Annotated in this window: 20 protein-coding genes; 11 read left to right on the top strand and 9 right to left on the bottom strand. The window is 61.1% G+C overall.

The genetic code is table 11. The annotated features are described in order from the left end of the window. Positions 1-91 precede the first annotated feature (91 nt). Both QF629_05420 and QF629_05415 read left to right on the top strand, forming a co-directional pair. Positions 92-415 (top strand): cyclase family protein, encoded by a 324-nt coding sequence (locus QF629_05420; GenBank protein MDP6012971.1) that lies wholly within the window; start codon positions 92-94, stop codon positions 413-415. Continuing rightward, on the top strand, positions 352-633 hold the full coding sequence (locus tag QF629_05415; protein ID MDP6012970.1) for a hypothetical protein: 282 nt from the start codon (positions 352-354) through the stop codon (positions 631-633). Before QF629_05420 ends, QF629_05415 begins: the two co-directional genes overlap by 64 nt. Here QF629_05415 and thiS read toward each other — a convergent pair. Further along, entirely contained in the window at positions 616-1614 is a 999-nt protein-coding gene (gene thiS / locus QF629_05410; protein ID MDP6012969.1) for a sulfur carrier protein ThiS, read from the bottom strand. The genes QF629_05415 and thiS overlap by 18 nt on opposite strands. Positions 1615-1801: 187 nt before the next feature. Between thiS and aroQ the strand changes: the two genes are divergently transcribed. Genes aroQ through aat form a run of 4 tightly spaced genes read left to right on the top strand, consistent with a single transcriptional unit; the run spans position 1802 to position 4712 of the window. Next, positions 1802-2254: a type II 3-dehydroquinate dehydratase gene (gene aroQ / locus QF629_05405; protein MDP6012968.1), complete on the top strand. Its 453-nt coding sequence runs from the start codon at positions 1802-1804 to the stop codon at positions 2252-2254. Next, positions 2251-2700, top strand: coding sequence for an acetyl-CoA carboxylase biotin carboxyl carrier protein subunit (locus QF629_05400; protein ID MDP6012967.1), 450 nt, complete (start codon positions 2251-2253; stop codon positions 2698-2700). The genes aroQ and QF629_05400 overlap by 4 nt, the downstream gene beginning before the upstream one ends. 19 nt (positions 2701-2719) lie before the next feature. Further along, entirely contained in the window at positions 2720-4072 is a 1353-nt protein-coding gene (gene accC, locus QF629_05395; protein ID MDP6012966.1) for an acetyl-CoA carboxylase biotin carboxylase subunit, read from the top strand. 16 nt (positions 4073-4088) lie between these two features. Beyond that, a complete protein-coding gene (aat, locus tag QF629_05390) occupies positions 4089-4712 on the top strand; it encodes a leucyl/phenylalanyl-tRNA--protein transferase (protein ID MDP6012965.1) in 624 nt (207 codons plus the stop codon). 5 nt (positions 4713-4717) lie between these two features. On the opposite strand, the gene QF629_05385 is transcribed toward aat, so the two are convergent. The 4 genes from QF629_05385 to QF629_05370 all read right to left on the bottom strand — a co-directional run bounded on the left by QF629_05385 (position 4718) and on the right by QF629_05370 (position 5981). Further along, entirely contained in the window at positions 4718-5116 is a 399-nt protein-coding gene (locus QF629_05385; GenBank protein ID MDP6012964.1) for a DUF2155 domain-containing protein, read from the bottom strand. A gap of 10 nt (positions 5117-5126) precedes the next feature. After that, a complete protein-coding gene (locus QF629_05380) occupies positions 5127-5351 on the bottom strand; it encodes a hypothetical protein (GenBank protein ID MDP6012963.1) in 225 nt (74 codons plus the stop codon). Then, positions 5348-5503: a hypothetical protein gene (locus QF629_05375; GenBank protein MDP6012962.1), complete on the bottom strand. Its 156-nt coding sequence runs from the start codon at positions 5501-5503 to the stop codon at positions 5348-5350. Before QF629_05375 ends, QF629_05380 begins: the two co-directional genes overlap by 4 nt. Positions 5504-5630: 127 nt before the next feature. Then, positions 5631-5981 (bottom strand): NADH-ubiquinone oxidoreductase subunit NDUFA12 family protein, encoded by a 351-nt coding sequence (locus QF629_05370; GenBank protein MDP6012961.1) that lies wholly within the window; start codon positions 5979-5981, stop codon positions 5631-5633. Between the two features lie 112 nt (positions 5982-6093). On the opposite strand from QF629_05370, the gene QF629_05365 reads away from it, so the two are divergent. Together QF629_05365 and QF629_05360 are read left to right on the top strand one after the other, a co-directional pair. Next, positions 6094-7410, top strand: coding sequence for an amidohydrolase (locus QF629_05365; protein ID MDP6012960.1), 1317 nt, complete (start codon positions 6094-6096; stop codon positions 7408-7410). A 178-nt stretch (positions 7411-7588) separates the two neighbouring features. Continuing rightward, positions 7589-11215 (top strand): vitamin B12-dependent ribonucleotide reductase, encoded by a 3627-nt coding sequence (locus tag QF629_05360; protein MDP6012959.1) that lies wholly within the window; start codon positions 7589-7591, stop codon positions 11213-11215. 415 nt (positions 11216-11630) lie between these two features. Here QF629_05360 and QF629_05355 read toward each other — a convergent pair whose 3' ends face one another. From QF629_05355 to QF629_05340, 4 genes are all read right to left on the bottom strand, one after another. Continuing rightward, positions 11631-11768, bottom strand: a complete 138-nt coding sequence (locus QF629_05355; protein MDP6012958.1) for a hypothetical protein — start codon at positions 11766-11768, stop codon at positions 11631-11633. A 151-nt stretch (positions 11769-11919) separates the two neighbouring features. Further along, positions 11920-13029 carry an S-(hydroxymethyl)glutathione dehydrogenase/class III alcohol dehydrogenase gene (locus QF629_05350; GenBank protein MDP6012957.1) on the bottom strand — a complete coding sequence of 370 codons (1110 nt, stop codon included), beginning with the start codon at positions 13027-13029 and terminating at the stop codon, positions 11920-11922. A 127-nt stretch (positions 13030-13156) separates the two neighbouring features. Further along, the gene (locus QF629_05345) at positions 13157-13825 is read right to left on the bottom strand and encodes a DNA-3-methyladenine glycosylase I (protein ID MDP6012956.1); all 669 of its coding nucleotides are present in this window, start codon (positions 13823-13825) and stop codon (positions 13157-13159) included. 292 nt (positions 13826-14117) lie between these two features. Beyond that, positions 14118-14432 carry a hypothetical protein gene (locus tag QF629_05340; protein ID MDP6012955.1) on the bottom strand — a complete coding sequence of 105 codons (315 nt, stop codon included), beginning with the start codon at positions 14430-14432 and terminating at the stop codon, positions 14118-14120. Between the two features lie 110 nt (positions 14433-14542). On the opposite strand from QF629_05340, the gene QF629_05335 reads away from it, so the two are divergent. From QF629_05335 to QF629_05325, 3 genes are read left to right on the top strand one after another with little or no spacing between them, the layout of a single operon-like run. Continuing rightward, complete coding sequence (locus QF629_05335; GenBank protein MDP6012954.1) at positions 14543-14947, top strand: GIY-YIG nuclease family protein; 405 nt, start codon at positions 14543-14545, stop codon at positions 14945-14947. Positions 14948-14981: 34 nt separating this feature from the next. Continuing rightward, positions 14982-16265, top strand: coding sequence for a dicarboxylate/amino acid:cation symporter (locus tag QF629_05330; GenBank protein ID MDP6012953.1), 1284 nt, complete (start codon positions 14982-14984; stop codon positions 16263-16265). After that, positions 16258-17175, top strand: coding sequence for an NAD(P)-dependent oxidoreductase (locus tag QF629_05325; GenBank protein ID MDP6012952.1), 918 nt, complete (start codon positions 16258-16260; stop codon positions 17173-17175). The genes QF629_05330 and QF629_05325 overlap by 8 nt, the downstream gene beginning before the upstream one ends. Positions 17176-17344 lie beyond the last annotated feature (169 nt).

Raw genomic sequence — 17344 nt, 5'->3', positions numbered from 1 at the left:
GTCAAGAGCATCATCATTTCAATATATACCTATTGATTAGTCATAGAAAGACTAACGCTAATAAACTGGCTCATTCTTCACCCGTGATATTATGGCTGATATCGTCGTGCTGAAGGGCGTCGCTATGCTCGAGAAGGGCTGCGACATGGACAACGCCGGCCAAGGCGATATGGTGTTTTTCTGCACTAGCTGGGACAGCCTCTGGAAGAACAGTCGTACCGTTAACATGGGCGCTGCCGAGATCGCAGCCAACAATGCCGAGTTCGGCACCGGCGAGCCTGGCATCTCGGCCGAAGTGTGCAACTACCTGGTGAAGCGCAAGATCTCCATAGTCGACTCCGACACTCGGGGTTGGAATCTTATGACTTCGCCAAGAGTGGGCTCGAGTCCCTTGCCTATTGCCACATCAACCTGATCGTCCGCCGTTGCTCCTACAACTTCGAGAACCTGAACCTCGACTGCATGTCAGAGGCCGGCGCGCACGAGTTCCTGTTCTCGTGGCTTCCGATCAAGCTAGTTGGCGGCACCGGCGCGCCAGACACCCCCAATCCCGGCCTACTGGGCGAACAGTATTTAATGAATAAGGGAAGCCCGTTCACCTTCCCTTTTTTGGCTCTAGACGAGCCCGGCTAGCGGCGAAGACGGGTCGGCGTACATCCTCTTCGCGATACGTCCTGCGCGGTAGGCGAGGCGGCCGGCTTCGACGCCGGCCTTCATGGCGCGGGCCATGAGAATGGGATCGTCAGCGCCCGCGATAGCCGTGTTCATCAACACCGCCTCGCAGCCGAGTTCCATGGCTTCCGCCGCATCCGACGCCGTACCGACACCCGCATCGACCACAACCGGCACGTCTGCATTCTCGATGATAATGCGGATGTTGACCGGGTTCTGAATGCCAAGGCCGGAGCCGATCGGCGCCGCCAGCGGCATGATAGCGACGCAGCCGATCTCCTCAAGCCGCTTGGCCATGATCGGGTCATCGCTGCAATAGACCATTACCTTGAAGCCGTCACCTATCAGCGTCTCCGCCGCCGACAGAGTCTCTGGCATGTTAGGATAAAGCGTTTTCTGGTCGCCGAGAACCTCGAGCTTGACTAGGTCCCAGCCGCCGCCCTCGCGCGCCAGTCGCAGGGTGCGAAGAGCGTCATCGGCAGAAAAGCAGCCGGCCGTGTTCGGCAGATAGATATAGCGTTTGGGGTCAACGTAATCCATCAGCATCGGCGCATTTGGGTCGGTCACATTGACACGGCGCACTGCCACCGTGACCATCTCCGCGCCCGAGGCCTCAACAGCTGCCGCAGTCTCTTCCAGATCCTTGTATTTTCCCGTGCCCACGATCAGGCGCGAACGCATGTGTCGAGTGGCGACGCTCCACGAGTCGTCGTCCGCCCCCATCTCAGTCGAGGTCACCGGGGAGCCGCCACCTATGAAATGCACGATCTCCAGCGCATCGCCGTCGTCAAGCACAGTGTCATCGAAGACCGAGCGCCGCACCAGCTCACGATTGCGCTCGACGGCAATCTTGCCGGCATCCAGCCCAAGCTCGGCCAACAGGCCGCTGACCGTAAGCGGTGTTTCCAGTTCCCGACCTTCGCCATTGACGGTAATTCGCATCAACTCCTCTTGCGTTCTGCTCGCCTTGCACAGGTGGAGTAGGAGTATGAGATGGCTACCCCGACGCTTCAAGCCTTACCCCATCAACAGCCATTGCCTATCCGGGCAGCGGCCATGATATAATGGCAGAGACCAGCGTCGGCAGCGGTGGTTTACCAAACTTGTTCTCCAACAGGCGCGACCCCCCATGGCCCGTTCCATTCTCGTTCTCAACGGCCCCAATCTCAACCTGCTGGGCACGCGCCAGCCGGAGATCTACGGCCACGACACCCTCGCCGACGTCGAGGCGCTGTGCCGCACTGTGGCTGCAGAGTTGGACTTGGCCATTGATTTTCGACAAAGCAATAGCGAGGGCGAGTTGATCGGCTGGATTCACGAGGCACAGGAAACGCATGACGCCGTGTTGATCAATGCCGCCGGCTATACCCATACCTCGGTGGCGATCGCTGATGCGCTGGTTGCGATTTCACTGCCTGCGGTCGAAATCCATATGTCCAATATCCACGCCCGTGAGCCGTTCCGTAGCCACTCCACGATTTCTCCCGTCGCCAAGGGCATGATCTGCGGCTTCGGCGGTGACAGCTACCGGCTTGGCCTTATCGCCCTCGCACAACTCCTCTCGACAGAGCCCGAAGCATGACCGACGCCCTCAAAGTCGACGCCGGTCTTATCCGCGAGCTCGCCAAGCTGCTGGAAGAGACGGGCTTGAGCGAGATCGAGATCAGCGAGGGCGCGCAGCATGTGCGTATCGCGCGCAAGCCCGTGCCCGCCTCGCCCAGCGCCGTGCCGGCGCCGGAGATGGCGCCGGTAGCAGCGGAGGAGGAAAGCAGCGGCGGGGGTGATATCTCCCACCCCGGAGATGTTGTCTCGCCCATGGTAGGAACTCTCTACCTGGCACCGGACCCGGGTTCACCGCCCTTCGTGGTCCCTGGCGATCAGGTCTCGGAAGGCGATACGCTATTCATCATAGAAGCCATGAAAACCATGAATCCAGTCCGGGCACCTCTCGCCGGCACGGTCAAACGCGTGCTCGCTAGTAACGAGACCCCGGTCGAGTTTGGCGAAGTGCTGGCAATTATCGAGTAGCGGCGGGGCCAGGGCGCAAATGTTCGACAAGGTGCTGATCGCCAATCGCGGCGAGATCGCGATGCGCATACACCGCGCCTGCCGCGAAATGGGCATCCGCACTGTGGCGGTGCACTCGACCGCAGACGCTGACGCGATGCATGTGCGGTTGGCGGACGAATCGGTCTGTATCGGCCCGCCACAGGCCAAGGCGAGCTACCTCAATATCCCCGCCATCATGGCTGCGGTGGAGGTGACGGGCGCAGACGCCATCCACCCAGGCTACGGCTTTCTATCCGAGAACGCACATTTTGCGGAGATCGTCGGCGAACACGGCATCACCTTCATCGGCCCCGACCCAAACCATATCCGCTTGATGGGCGACAAGGTGGCGGCGCGCACCTCGCTGTCGCGGCTCGGCATGCCCATGGTGCCGGGCTCTGACGGCCCGGTGACCGATATCGATGCGGCACTGGCTGTCGCCGATGAGATTGGCTACCCGGTGCTGGTCAAAGCCTCTGCCGGCGGCGGCGGCCGCGGTATGAAGGTGGCCAAAGACCCCGACGGTCTGCCGATAGCTCTCGACTTGGCAGCGCGCGAGGCGCACGAGGCCTTCGGCAACGGCGAGGTGTTCATCGAGAAATACCTGCTAGGCCCACGCCATATCGAAATCCAGGTGATGGCGGACAGCCATGGCTCAGTGTTGCATTTCGGCGAGCGCGATTGCTCCCTACAGCGCCGCCACCAGAAGCTGGTCGAGGAAGCACCCTCGCCCGCGCTCAATGCTGAAACGCGCATGGAGATCGGCCAGCGCGTGGTCGAGGCGGTCACGGCTATCGGCTATCTCGGGGCCGGCACGCTAGAATTTCTCTACCAGGACGAGGCCTTCTACTTCATCGAGATGAACACCCGCCTACAGGTGGAGCACCCGGTGACCGAGATGATTACCGGCATCGACGTGGTACGTGAGCAGATTCGCATCGCCGCTGGTGCACCGCTCAGTATCACCCAAGACGAGGTCACCTTCTACGGTCACGCCATCGAATGCCGCATCACGGCCGAGGATCCAGAGACACTGGTGCCAAGCCCGGGCCGGGTCAGCGACTACCACCCACCAGGAGGCCTCGGCGTGCGCGTCGATTCCGCGCTCTATGCCGGCTACAGCGTGCCGCCCCATTACGACAGTATGGTGGCCAAGCTGATCGTTCATGGCCCCAATCGAAACGCATGCCTCATGCGGCTTCGTAGCAGTCTGGAGGAGTTCGTCATTGACGGCATCACCACCACCCTGCCGCTGCATCGCCGTATCATGATGGAGCAGGATTTTGCCAACGGCGCATATGATATACACTGGCTCGAGAAATTGCTTAGAGGCGGCAACAGCCACTCCTGAATAGCTAGGTCAGGCCATAGATACTCAGCGTCCACCGCCGATAACCGCTGAGACGCTACTCAGAGCCTATCAATGGGGCCTGTTTCCCATGGGCGAGAGCCGCGACGACCCAACCATCTACTGGGTCGATCCAGACAAGCGTGGGGTCCTGCCGATCGACGAGTTCCACGTGCCGCGCTCGCTGCAAAAGGTGATCCGGCGCGCGCCTTATCGTGTTGCAGTGGACACAGCCTTTGCCGGTACGATAGCCGCTTGCTCCAAGCCCGCACCGAGACGTCAAAGCACCTGGATCAACTGCACCATCGAAAACCTTTATCGAGACCTTTTTTCCATGGGGCATGCGCACTCGGTAGAATGTTGGGCCAATGACGAGCTTGTTGGCGGGCTATACGGCGTTGCCATTGGCGGGGCGTTCTTTGGTGAGAGCATGTTCAGCCACAGACGTGACGCCAGCAAAGTCGCGCTCGTCCATCTCGTCGAGCGGCTGCGTGCCGGTGGTTTTGCCCTGCTCGACACGCAGTTCGTGACTGAGCATTTACAGCGCTTTGGCGCCCGCGAGGTTCCCCGCGCCAAATATCTCAGCCTGCTCGCCCGCGCCATCAAGCTGCCGGCCGATTTTACGACCAGCGATACCGCCTGAGTAGGTTATTCGTCCTCTGCCTCGTCATCGGGAGGCGCCGGCACGATGCAGTCGAGCACGATGACGTCGTAAACTGGGTGCTCCAGACCCGACAAGCCCGGGCTCGATGCAAACATCCAGCCGCGGAACAACGGTCTCGGCAGCGCAGTCTCTTCACGGCTTTCGCTGACATTGACAAGCGCGGCGCTGTCCGGCGCCAACTCGGGCGGACGGCGAAAGCAGGATTCCACAGTGATGCCGAGCGTGCCGAAAGCAACCGGCTCGCCGGTAGCCACCTCGACCACCGAGATACGCCCGGTGACCTTGTCGAGTGCCTCCAGCCGAGCGCCGCCGACCGGCTCCCATTGATTCGCGAAAGGATCGCCCTGCGCCGACGCGGCGCTGGCGCAGACGACGAGAGCCAACCCGATCCGTCTAATCTTTGAAAGGTTCCTCAAGGGTGCGAACCAGGGTCAATAGCACGGCACGCATTTGCGCTTCGTCGCAGCCCATCAGAGCCGCGTCCTCGAGTGCTTCGCGGCACATCTCACGAATCTCCATGATGTTCTCGTTAAGGACCTTGATCTTCTCTGTACAGGCAACGGGCGCACCGTCCTCGTCATGCCAGGTCGGCAACAGACCGTCGCGCGGCGACATCATGGGTCGTCCTTCGGGTTCATCAGAACGTGGTAGACCACGCTGGCGGGATCGAGTGCCGTTTCGGTAAAAAGGACCATGTCGCCATTACCGAGTATCTCGGTGTCACCGCCGGGCTCCAGCGAAATGATGGTCTCGACGATATTGCACTTCATGCCACCTCCAGCAGCGAATCGGTCGCCGTTACTATCGGCGAAGGCGTATACGAATTCAAGCTGACCAGCGCGCCAGCGCCTGCAAGACGTCGATGCGTGATCCTGGAGCACCGGCAGCAAAACTTGCCTATTCGGGGGTCCAGGCCTCGTAGTCGCCGGTGGTGCGGTCGCGCTTGCCGCCAGCCAGCGGATAGTAGACCGCCGCCGTGCCTGTCACGCTGGCCCCACGCGGGCTCTGCCAGGGACGCGCCACGGGCGGCTCTTCGATCGGGCTCTCTGCCAACGTATGTGTCAGCCAGCCCTGCCACACCGGCGGCACAGACGAGGCCTCCGGCACCTCGGCATAGATCACCCAGCGCCGCTCGCGCTGGCCAGCCTTCGACTTGCGCTCACGGTAATAAACATTGCCAGCCGCGTCCTCGCCGACACGCTGGCCATGCATGCGAGTGAAGAGCTTGGTACCAAACGTCGCGCCCATCGACCGTGTGTCCTCTCGTGTGTCCAGCAACGTAGGAAATATGGCATCGTCCCCGGGTCCCGTCTAGCGCCGCGCCATGTTACATAGAGGCATCATAATGGAGGGTTTGAGGATGGTTGGCGCGCGCGCGCTATCAAGTTTTATGATCGGTTTTGCACTGTTTGGCACCAGCTTTCAGGCAAGCGCCCAGTCACCGCGCTGGGCAGATGTCGACGAACGGGCGGCAGCGTTGGAAGACCGGGTTATCGCTTGGCGGCGCGACATTCATGCTAATCCGGAACTCAGCAATCGCGAGTTCCGAACCGCGGCGCTGGTGGCCGAGCATCTGCGCAGCCTGGGCCTCGACGAAGTGCGCACCGACATAGCTCATACCGGCGTCGTAGGCGTACTCGTGGGTGGGCTGCCGGGGCCGGTCGTGGCGCTGCGCGCCGACATGGATGCGCTGCCCGTGGTCGAGCAGACCGGGCTCGACTTCGCGTCTGTCGTGCGCACTACCTATAACGGCCAGGAGGTCGGTGTGATGCACGCCTGCGGCCACGATACTCACGTCGCCATGCTAATGGGTGCGGCCGAGGTGCTTGCCGGCATGCGTGAGCACATTCCCGGCACTGTGACTTTCATCTTTCAGCCAGCAGAAGAAGGCCCTCCCGAGGGCGAAGAAGGCGGCGCCTCACTGATGGTAGCAGAAGGTGCGCTGGACAACCCGCGACCCGACGCCATCTTCGGCTTGCATATCGGTGCCCGCGACCCCGGCGTGCTGTTCTTCACCGAAGGGCCAATGCTGGCCAGCGCCGACGTGCTCAAGATCTCGGTGTTCGGCCGTCAGACCCATGGCGCCGCGCCCCATCGCGGCATCGACCCCATCGTCGTCTCCTCACAGATCATCTTAGGATTGCAGACCATCCACTCACGCCAGATCGACACCCACGAGACGGCGGTCATCTCGATCGGCAGCATCCATGGCGGCGTGCGCCACAACATCATTCCCGACCGGGTCGAGTTGGTCGGCACAGTGCGCACCCACAAGTCCGAGGTCCGCCGGGACATTCACGAGCGTATCGCACGCACGGCAAAGGGCATCGCCGAGAGCGCAGGCGCCACGGCGGAAGTCTCCTGGGGCCACGGCGTGCCGGTCGCCTATAACGAGCCGGATCTAGTGCGCACCATGCTACCGACGCTAGAGCGCGTTGCCGGCCAGACTATGGTACAGCGGACGCAGGCCGTGATGGGCTATGAGGATTTTTCCTTCTATCAGCAACAGGTGCCCGGCATGTTCGTCTTCATGGGCGCTCGCCTGCCCAATGTCGCACCCGCCGACGCCGCGCCCAATCACTCGCCCCACTTCGTCGTCGACGAGGCCTATCTGCGCCTCGGTGTGCGCACGCTGAGCAATCTAGCATTGGACTTCCTACACCAAAACGGAGGCTGACCCCCGATATCTGTTGCCTAATTGACACGCCTACCTACCAGATACGGTATGGTGTTATTGTCATTTTTTGATAATCCGACTATATGTAGTGGTCTCCGCTTGAGGGGACACGAAATCTAGTAGCCCTCGCGCGATTCACGGCCGCGATTAAGACGGCCACGCTACAGAAGGGCTAAAAATGCGCATCACGCGACACTTCACGACTGTCGGCGAATCGCCCTACGAGGGCATGGCTTTCCGTGCTGCGGTGAGCGAAATTCGCAATCCCGACGGCTCTCTCGTCTTCTCGAATGACGAGATAGAAGCCCCCGCGGCATGGTCGCAGATGGCGATCGATATCTTGGCCCAGAAATATTTCCGCAAGGCCAGCGTGCCAGAGGATCTCGAGTCCGTGCGCGAGTCAGACGTGCCGGAATGGCTCTGGCGCAAACGCCCGGTGACGGATACGGAGATGGGAAGCGAATCCCGCGCCACCCAGGTCTTCGACCGCATGGCCGGCACCTGGACCTATTGGGGCTGGAAGGGCGGCTATTTCGATGGCGAGGAGGATGCCCGCGCTTTCCACGACGAGCTTTCCCACATGTTGGCGGCACAGATGGCCGCACCCAACAGCCCGCAATGGTTCAATACCGGGCTGCACTGGGCCTACGGCATCGACGGCCCGGCCCAAGGCCATACCTACGTCGATTTCGAATCCGGCGAGACCGTGGCTTCCGAGTCATCTTACGAGCACCCCCAGCCGCACGCCTGCTTCATCCAGAGCGTGAGCGACGACCTGGTTAACGAAGGCGGCATCATGGACCTCTGGGTACGCGAGGCGCGCCTGTTCAAGTACGGCTCAGGCACAGGCTCCAACTTCTCCGGCCTACGCGGCGAGAACGAGCCGCTCTCGGGAGGCGGGCGCTCATCGGGGCTGATGAGCTTTCTCAAGGTAGGCGACCGCGCCGCCGGCGCCATTAAGTCGGGCGGCACTACACGGCGCGCAGCAAAGATGGTGGTGGTCGACGTCGACCATCCAGACATCGCCCAATTCATTGACTGGAAGGCAGTGGAAGAGCAGAAGGTGGCGGCGCTAGTGGTCGGATCTAAGCTGCTGTCTAGCCACCTCAACGCCATCATGACCGCCTGCCAGATGGGTGACGAGAGCCGCTTCAGCCCCGCCGACAACCCGACCCTGAAGAAGGCCATTGCCGGCGCCCGCGCAGCGATGATCCCGGAGAACTCGATCCGTCGCGCCATCGACTTTGCGCGCCAGGGTTACACGGAGCTTGAACTGCGCACCTATGACACCGACTGGGATTCGGAGGCCTATCTCACTGTCTCGGGCCAGAACGCCAACAACACCGTGCGTGTCACCAATGAATTCATAGAAGCGGTGCAGGCGGATGCCGACTGGCAACTGATCCGGCGCACCGACGGCAAGGTGGCGGAAACCGTCTCTGCCCGCGGCCTGTGGAACAGCATGGCGGTCGCCGCCTGGCAGTCTGCCGATCCTGGTATCCAGTTCGACAGTACTATCAACGAATGGCACACTTGCCCCGCATCCGGACGCATCCGCGCCTCGAACCCGTGCTCAGAGTACATGTTCCTCGACGACACGGCGTGCAATCTCGCCTCTCTCAATCTCATGGCCTTTCGCCACAGCAACGGCGAGTTCGATATTGCCGGCTTCAACCACGCGGTTCGGCTGTGGACGGTGGTTCTGGAAATCTCGGTGCTGATGGCACAGTTCCCATCGCACGCCATCGCTGAGCGCTCCTACGCCTTCCGCACCCTCGGCTTGGGCTACGCCAATATCGGCGGCCTCTTGATGAACATGGGCTTCAGCTATGACAGCGAGGAGGGGCGCGCACTATGTGGCTCTCTCACGGCGCTGATGACGGGCACCGCCTATCGCACCTCGGCCGAGATGGCGCGCGAGCTCGGCGCCTTTCCGAACTATACCGACAACCGCCGTGCCATGCTGCAGGTGATGCATAACCACCGTCTCGCCGCCCAGGGCCAAGCGCAGGGCTACGAGGGCCTGAGCGTCGTGCCAGTGCCGCTCGATGTTGCCAACTGCCCGCAGGCGGCACTGGCCGCAGCAGCAGCGCACGCCTGGGACGAGGCTGTCGAGCTCGGTACCCAGCACGGCTACCGCAATGCCCAAGCGACCGTGATCGCGCCCACCGGCACCATCGGCCTGGTCATGGATTGTGATACCACCGGTATCGAGCCCGATTTCGCCCTGGTCAAGTTCAAGAAGCTTGCCGGAGGCGGCTATTTCAAGATTATTAACCGCGTAGTGCCAAAGGCGCTGGATGCACTGGGCTACGACGAGGGCCAGATCGGGACTATCACTGACTACGTGGTAGGCAAGGGCACGCTCGACGGCGCGCCCCACATCAATCACCAGACGCTCGCCACTAAGGGCTTCGACGGCGCCGCGATCGAGCGTATCGAAGGCGCACTCACAGATGCTTTCGATATCCGCTTCGTCTTCAACAAGTGGACGCTCGGCGAGGACTACTGCCGCAATGCGCTCGAACTCGACGAGGCCTCGCTGGCCGACCCCGCCTTCGACATTCTTGCCGCGCTCGGCTTCACCAAGGGGCAGATCGAGGCTGCCAACACCTATTGCTGCGGCGCCATGACTGTCGAGGGCGCGCCGGAGTTGGACCCGACACATCTGTCCGTATTCGACTGCGCTAATCCCTGCGGGCGCACGGGCACCCGCGCGCTCTCCTGGACCAGCCATATCCACATGATGGCAGCAGCCCAGCCTTTCATCTCGGGAGCTATCTCCAAAACCATAAACATGCCGAACGCGGCCACAATCACAGACTGTCAAGAAGCCTATCAGCTGTCATGGCAACTAGGTCTCAAAGCGACAGCTCTTTACCGCGACAGCTCGAAGCTAAGCCAGCCACTTAGCGCACTGGTCAGTGAAGACGAGGTCGAGGAAAAGCAAGTCGAAGAAGCGGCGGTGCCAGCAAGCGCTATTGCCGAGCGTGTGGTCGAGGCCGTGGCCCGCGAGGCGCATGAGCGCGAACGCCTACCCCATCGACGCAAAGGCTACACTCAGAAAGCCGTGGTTGGCGGCCACAAGGTCTATCTGCGCACAGGCGAGTACGATGACGGCCGCCTCGGCGAAATGTTTATCGACATGCACAAGGAGGGCGCAGCCTTCCGCAGCCTGATGAACAACTTTGCCATCGCGGTCTCCATTGGCTTGCAATACGGCGTGCCACTGGAAGAGTTTGTCGAGGCATTCACCTTCACTCGCTTCGAGCCGAGTGGTCTGGTCGAAGGTAACGACACCATTCGCATGTCAACATCGATCCTCGATTACGTCTTTCGCGAGCTGGCAATCTCCTATCTTGATCGCAACGATCTGGCCCACGTCAAGCCGGAAGACCTGCGCCCCGACTCCGTCGGCAAGGGCGAACGCCAAAGCGAGATCATGGCCGCTGCGACACCTGACGCAGAGCGCGCTGCAGGCCTACAGGCGCTGGTCAGCCCCGGTTTCGTGCGTGGCCGCCTGAGAGTGCTCGACGGCGGTGCCGCAGCGGCGACGGCGACAGTCACTGCTGAAGCGATACCGGAAGCCGACATGGCGCTGCCGGCCGCGAGCGGAGCGGGACAGGCCGGGGTCTCGGTTGGTGTGGCGCTCAGCGCCGAAGACGGCCGCCGGGCCCAGGTCGTGGAGGCCCGCATCAAAGGCTATGAAGGAGATCCCTGTTCGGAATGTGGAAACTTTACTCTGGTCCGCAACGGTACATGCCTCAAATGCGATACTTGTGGCGGCACCAGCGGCTGCTCGTGACGGTCCGAGCACGCCATGGCGAAGCCCGCGACGGGTGACGCAAGGGCCCCGGAGGCCTAAACCGCCCACCTCGGTGGGACAACTCCTCCTGTAGACTGAGGGGCGCGGAGAGGCAGCCGCGCCCCCCCCTTTTCTTTACCTTATAAAGGCATGTCCATCAGCGACGTCCGCTCGGGAGAGACATAGAAATTTCAGATATTCGGCAGGATGCCCTCAAGCGTAACGTCGTGTTGAGCCCAAACTACATGGCAAACTCGGCTGCATACTCGTTGACGGAGACCCCCGGGATGAGCCGGTCGCAACCGATTTCTGGGTCGTTGTCCGACGAACAGACGATGTCACTAAAATTCACGCCAATACAGAAATACATTTGCCGATTCTCGGGCAGCGCGTCGTTACGTCCAGCTAAGATAGCCTAAATCTCGACCGCAGCCTCCACCACCTCGACAACGATAACGAAAATAGCGAGCACGCTGTCGCCCGTGATAGCCACTACGCAGCCGTTACAGGCTGCGATGCGCTTGGCAAAAACCTGACGGTACTCGGTAAGCACTCATACCGTGGCGCGCTCGACATCCACCATCAGATAGCTGGAGCCCGCCACGTCTCTTTTCCTCGTCAGCAACCATGCCGATCCCCGAACGGGGCAGAAATAGGGGCTATTGCACGGGTTACAAACCACAACCACCCCCAGATTAACGCCGCTAATACGTGATCACGCTCCGGATGCTCTCACCAGCTTGCATTAGGTCGAAGGCAGTGTTGATGTCGTCGAGCGGCATGGTGTGGGTGATCAGGGGATCGATCTTGATCTTACCGTCCATATACCAATCGACGATGCGCGGCACCTGGGTGCGACCCTTGGCGCCGCCGAACGCGGTGCCGCGCCAGACGCGGCCGGTGACGAGTTGAAAAGGACGTGTCTTGACCTCCTGGCCGGCACCGGCGACGCCGATGATAACCGATTCGCCCCAGCCTTTGTGGGCACATTCGAGGGCTTGGCGCATGACGTCCACATTGCCAATACACTCAAAGGAGTAGTCCGCGCCGCCACCCGTCAGAGCGACGAGATAGGGCACCAGGTCGCCCCTGACTTCGGTCGGATTGACAAAGTGTGTCATGCCAAAGCACTCGGCCAGTGACTTCTTGGCGGGGTTGGTATCGACGCCGACGATCTTGTCTGCGCCCACCAGCCGCAGCCCTTGAATAACGTTGAGCCCGATGCCGCCGAGGCCAAATACGACACAGTTGGCGCCCGCCTCGACCTTGGCCGTATTCATCACCGCGCCGATGCCCGTGGTCACACCGCAGCCGATATAGCAGACCTTGTCAAAGGGCGCATCCTCACGGATTTTCGCCAACGCAATCTCCGGTACCACAGTGAAATTAGAGAAGGTCGAAGTGCCCATGTAGTGCAGCACCTTCTTCCCACCGAGAGCAAAGCGACTGGAGCCGTCGGGCATCACGCCCTGGCCCTGTGTCTCGCGGATAGCTTGGCAGAGATTGGTCTTGCCAGATGTGCAATATTCGCACTCGCGACATTCCGGCGTGTAGAGCGGGATCACATGATCGCCTGTCTTAAGAGACTGCACGCCAGCCCCAGCATCCACCACCACACCCGCGCCCTCATGGCCAAGGATGGCTGGGAAGGCACCCTCTGGGTCCTTGCCGGACAGCGTGAACTCATCGGTATGGCAGACACCCGTCGCCTTAATCTCAACCAGGCACTCGCCCGCCCGTGGCCCCTCAACTTCGACTGTCTCGATGCTAAGCGGTGCCCCCGCCTGATGCGCTACCGCGGCCCTTGATCGCACGATTCGTTGTCCCTCCCGAGTCAGTTAGCGCTATTTGTCCACGTAAAGTGTCGACCTCGCAAGCGGAACGTGTCCGTGCATGCGGCCCATGCCATAAATCGAGGTATTTAAAGATCAGAAGATATTTTCACCCCATCGCCAGCGCCAGCGTGCGGCTGATCTCACTCAAGGACCGGCCGGATTCTGCCGCCCAGGCGTTGAAGGCCTCCTGTACGGCCGCTAGCTCTTTCTTGGCAGTGGGCTTGCGGGTGACGACTTCGGCCTCAATCAGGGCCATGGTGACGTCAGGCGTGATCATGAAGGTGTCTTTGCCGACCCAGCGCAGGAAATAGGGTGACGAGGCACCGCCCATCTGGGTGAAGCGCTTGCCGATATCCGCCCACAGCCCCACCGTATCGTCAACAGGCCAGGCGGTGACCCACTTGCCAAAGGAGCCGGTATCGGCCGTCACCTCGATCATGGCCCGCGCATTTGCCGGCACGCTCTTGATCTTCGGCCAATGACGGATCAGACGACGGTCCTGCATTAACGCCTCGACGTCTTCCTCGGGCATATTGGCAACACGCGCCGGCACAAACGCGAGAAAAGCTTCCTCGAAGGCGGGCCATTTCTTGGCCACCATATCGTGCTTGAGCCCGGCCGAGAACACGCGCTGGCTCATGCGCGAGAGATACCGGTCATCCTTGATGGCGCAGAGCGCCCGTGCCGATTTGACTTCGGGCATCCTCTCGACCAGCGCCTCTTCGGAGCCGCAATTGGCCAGCGCGCGCTTGCGATAGCTGTCGAAACTCTTCATGGCGCCATCTTTCCAAGCGCATTCCGCCTTGGCAAGTCGACAAACCCGATTAGGCTCTAAGACTTAGAGGAGACTATGGCTCGAAAACACCAGCTACGCGGCGTCGACATCCTGAACGACGCCAGGAAACTCAATAAGCCTACTGCCTTCACCGAAGAGGAGAGTCGACAGGCTTCACCTGCGCGAACTGCTGCCAATGGCAACCCTGCCGGAGCCGGTGCAGTTCGACCGCATCATGGCCAATCTGCAGCGCAAGTTCTCGGATATAGAGCAATACATCAAACTTAAGGGGCTACGGAGATGCAATGAGAGCCTGTTCTACCGCACTTTGGTCGGCTACACCGAAGAGCCGCTGCCGCCGGTCCATACGCCCACTGTCGGCGATCAACGGACTTGTCTGGAAGCTAGCGCTGATCCCAGTCTGGTAGGTCCAACGCTGCACAAGCGTGGCAACACTCTCGCGGTTGACCTGGTCGAGCCCCGAAAAGCGCTGGTTGTCATAGCCATTACCGTAAGTAACCCAGTCGTTGTGCTTGGCCGCATCGCCGACTAAGCGGCTATCGTCCACCGGTGCCGCTATCGCCACGCCAGCCAACGCAATTGTCATCACTCCCAAAGCCAGTGCTCATATTGCTGATCCCTTTCGCTCGATAAGATTTCGGCGCGAACCATGAAACGCATTGCCAAACCTGTCCACCGAGTTGGTAGACTCACGCCATGCTCGGAGACTGGTCACGCACAGCCGACAGCCTGCCGCGAAAGCCCGGCGCCTATGCCCTACTCATCATGCTCGTGCGAGAAACAGCAGAGTTCGCACCTGGCCGCTACGCCTATCTCGGCAGCGCCCGCGGGCCAGGAGGCATCCGCGCCCGCTGCGCCAGGCATTTGCGCAAGGATAAGGCGTTGCGCTGGCACGTAGATCGGCTGACCGTGGCGGGCCATGTCGCGGCTTTACCTGTACCGGAAGGCGACGAATGTGCGCTGACGGCGACGCTGCTTGCCCATGGCGCGACAGTGCCCGTACCCGGCTTCGGCAGCAGCGACTGCCGCTCCTGCTCGGCGCACCTGGTAGCACTCCCCTACTCGTTGAACGACACAGAACTGGCTGCGCTTCTCCGCTAGTGCTACCGTCTCCGCACGAGACGGAGGGGAAAACATGGCCAAAACGCACAAATTCAGCCTGACGCAGGAGATCCTTATCGCCATGGTGGCGGGTGCCATCCTGGGAGTGCTGCTCAACCAACTTTTCCCAGAGACCGCTTTCGTTGGCGATATCGTGGTCGGTGGCTTCTTTGCCACCATCGGCAAGCTGTTCGTCTCGGGCCTCAAAATGCTGGTGGTGCCGCTGGTCTTCGTCTCGCTGTTCTGCGGCGTCACCGCGCTTGGCGATATTGCAGCACTGGGGCGCATCGGGCTGAAAGCGATTCTGCTCTACCTCTTCACCACGGCTACCGCAATCACCATCGCATTGACCGTCGCCGTCGTCGTCTCGCCCGGCGAGGACTTCATCGTCGAGGGTGACGTGGCGTTCACGGGCCGCGAGGCACCACCGCTCAGCGAGGTCATCGCCAACCTCGTTCCGAGCAACCCAGTAGCGGCGCTTGCTGATGGCAACATGCTGCAGATCATCGTCTTCGCCATCCTACTGGGCATCGCCGCGACCCTTGCCGGCGAGCGCGGTGAACACGTGCGCTCGCTGTTCACGGACCTCAACGAGGTCATCATGAAGATGGTCGGTATTGTCATGCGTCTGGCGCCAATCGGTGTCTTCTGCCTCATCGGCAAGACCTTCGCAACGCAGGGGTTCGACGTGATTCTGCCGCTCGCCAGCTATTTCCTTTGCGTCGTCGTGGCGCTACTGCTGCATGCGTGCGGCGTCTTCACCTTTTTGCTGGTCTTCCTCGGCCGCACCAATCCGCTAATGTTCTTTCGCAAGATGCGCGCAGCGCTGGTCTTTGCCTTCTCGACCGCCAGCAGCAACGCGACCATTCCCGTAACGCTGGACACGGTCGAGCACCGCATGGGCGTGAAGAACGCGGTTGCCTCGTTCACCGTGCCGCTGGGAGCCACCATCAACATGGACGGCACGGCGATCATGCAGGGCGTGGCAACAGTGTTCATCAGCCACGTCTACGCCGTCGACCTTGGCATGACCGAATACCTGACGGTGATCCTCACCGCCACCCTGGCCTCGATCGGTACCGCCGGCGTTCCTGGCGTCGGGTTGATCATGCTCTCGATGGTGCTGATCCAGGTTGGCCTTCCGGTTGAGGCCATCGGCCTGATTATCGGTGTCGACCGCTTGCTCGACATGATGCGCACGGCCGTCAACGTCACGGGCGACGCCATGGTGACATTGCTCATCGCCAAGAGCGAGAAGGCCTTCAACGAGACCACCTTTGCCGATCCAGAAGCGGGCGTTATCGAAAGCGATGCCTGAGGCGTGCTTCATCGACTGCCCAGCGTTTCTCGCCGAACTTATCACGCCGGAGATGCGCGCGCTCGTGCCCGACCTCAACGTAGTGGTCACCGACCCCAGCGAAGACGAGGTCCGCACTATGGTGGTAGGCTGTCGGGTGGTGGTGAACGATCACACTTGGATGGGCGAGAGCCTGCTCGCCGCCTGCCCCGACCTGCACACTATCGTCTTCATGGGCACCGGCGCCTCGTCCTATATCGACTTGGAAGCAGCTGAACGCCACGGCATCGCTGTCAAGACCATCAGCGGCTATGGCAACCAAAGCGTAGCCGAACATGCCGTCGCCCTGATGTTCGCCGCCGCGCGCAAGCTCGCCGCCATGGACAGGTCCTTGCGCGCCGGCCAATGGTCAACCCTCGATAGCATCGAGCTTTCAGGCAAGACATTAGGTGTCGTCGGCACCGGCGGCATCGGCCGCGCCATGGTGCGGCTCGGCGCAGGGCTAGGGATGTCCGTGATCGCCTGGAACCGCAGCGGCGTGCCCAGTGACTTGCCATGTACGGCGCGCAAACTCCACGACTTGCTGGCCGAGGCTGACGTTGTCTCACTGCACGTCTCGCTGACCAACGAGACCGCAGGCATCCTCGACGCCCGCCGTTTGGCCCTCCTCAAGCCCAGCACCATCCTCGTCAACACTGCTCGCGGCGGCCTCGTCGACGAAGCCGCCCTGGTGTCAACATTACAAGAGGGCCGCATCGCCCACGCCGCCCTAGATACCTTCGCCGAAGAGCCGCTGACTCCTGACCACCCGTTGACAAAACTCAACAACGTTACTCTAACCAGCCACGCTGGCTTTATGACCCGCGAAGCCGCGACCCGGCTACTGCAGAGCGCGTATGAGCTGACCACTGAGGCGCTGGCGAAGACATAGAGTAATCTCATACAAAACTGCGGAACCGCGGAGAAAGCGTGACATTCCCGTACCCTATAAACCGTGACAACCAGTTGAAACAACAAAGAAGTCTGATGTGGAGTTCGTTTCGTAATTTACCACTCAGGAACGCGATAAAATAGTAATAGTTATCTAACAATTACGGTAT

This window comes from Alphaproteobacteria bacterium, assembly GCA_030739735.1.
GTDB lineage: Bacteria > Pseudomonadota > Alphaproteobacteria > UBA7887 > UBA7887 > UBA7887.
Note: the sequence above shows the minus strand (reverse complement) of the source record. Positions and strands in the feature narration are given on the sequence as shown.

What these genes read in the sequence shown, in the direction of transcription:
- QF629_05420 (MDP6012971.1), top strand. Translation starts at nt 92, where the DNA reads ATGGCTGATATCGTCGTGCTGAAGGGCGTCGCTATGCTCGAGAAGGGC.
- thiS (MDP6012969.1), bottom strand. Translation starts at nt 1,614, where the DNA reads ATGCGAATTACCGTCAATGGCGAAGGTCGGGAACTGGAAACACCGCTT.
- aroQ (MDP6012968.1), top strand. Translation starts at nt 1,802, where the DNA reads ATGGCCCGTTCCATTCTCGTTCTCAACGGCCCCAATCTCAACCTGCTG.
- QF629_05400 (MDP6012967.1), top strand. Translation starts at nt 2,251, where the DNA reads ATGACCGACGCCCTCAAAGTCGACGCCGGTCTTATCCGCGAGCTCGCC.
- accC (MDP6012966.1), top strand. Translation starts at nt 2,720, where the DNA reads ATGTTCGACAAGGTGCTGATCGCCAATCGCGGCGAGATCGCGATGCGC.
- QF629_05380 (MDP6012963.1), bottom strand. Translation starts at nt 5,351, where the DNA reads ATGATGTCGCCGCGCGACGGTCTGTTGCCGACCTGGCATGACGAGGAC.
- QF629_05375 (MDP6012962.1), bottom strand. Translation starts at nt 5,503, where the DNA reads ATGAAGTGCAATATCGTCGAGACCATCATTTCGCTGGAGCCCGGCGGT.
- QF629_05370 (MDP6012961.1), bottom strand. Translation starts at nt 5,981, where the DNA reads ATGGGCGCGACGTTTGGTACCAAGCTCTTCACTCGCATGCATGGCCAG.
- QF629_05365 (MDP6012960.1), top strand. Translation starts at nt 6,094, where the DNA reads ATGGTTGGCGCGCGCGCGCTATCAAGTTTTATGATCGGTTTTGCACTG.
- QF629_05360 (MDP6012959.1), top strand. Translation starts at nt 7,589, where the DNA reads ATGCGCATCACGCGACACTTCACGACTGTCGGCGAATCGCCCTACGAG.
- QF629_05345 (MDP6012956.1), bottom strand. Translation starts at nt 13,825, where the DNA reads ATGAAGAGTTTCGACAGCTATCGCAAGCGCGCGCTGGCCAATTGCGGC.
- QF629_05340 (MDP6012955.1), bottom strand. Translation starts at nt 14,432, where the DNA reads ATGACAATTGCGTTGGCTGGCGTGGCGATAGCGGCACCGGTGGACGAT.
- QF629_05335 (MDP6012954.1), top strand. Translation starts at nt 14,543, where the DNA reads ATGCTCGGAGACTGGTCACGCACAGCCGACAGCCTGCCGCGAAAGCCC.
- QF629_05330 (MDP6012953.1), top strand. Translation starts at nt 14,982, where the DNA reads ATGGCCAAAACGCACAAATTCAGCCTGACGCAGGAGATCCTTATCGCC.
- QF629_05325 (MDP6012952.1), top strand. Translation starts at nt 16,258, where the DNA reads ATGCCTGAGGCGTGCTTCATCGACTGCCCAGCGTTTCTCGCCGAACTT.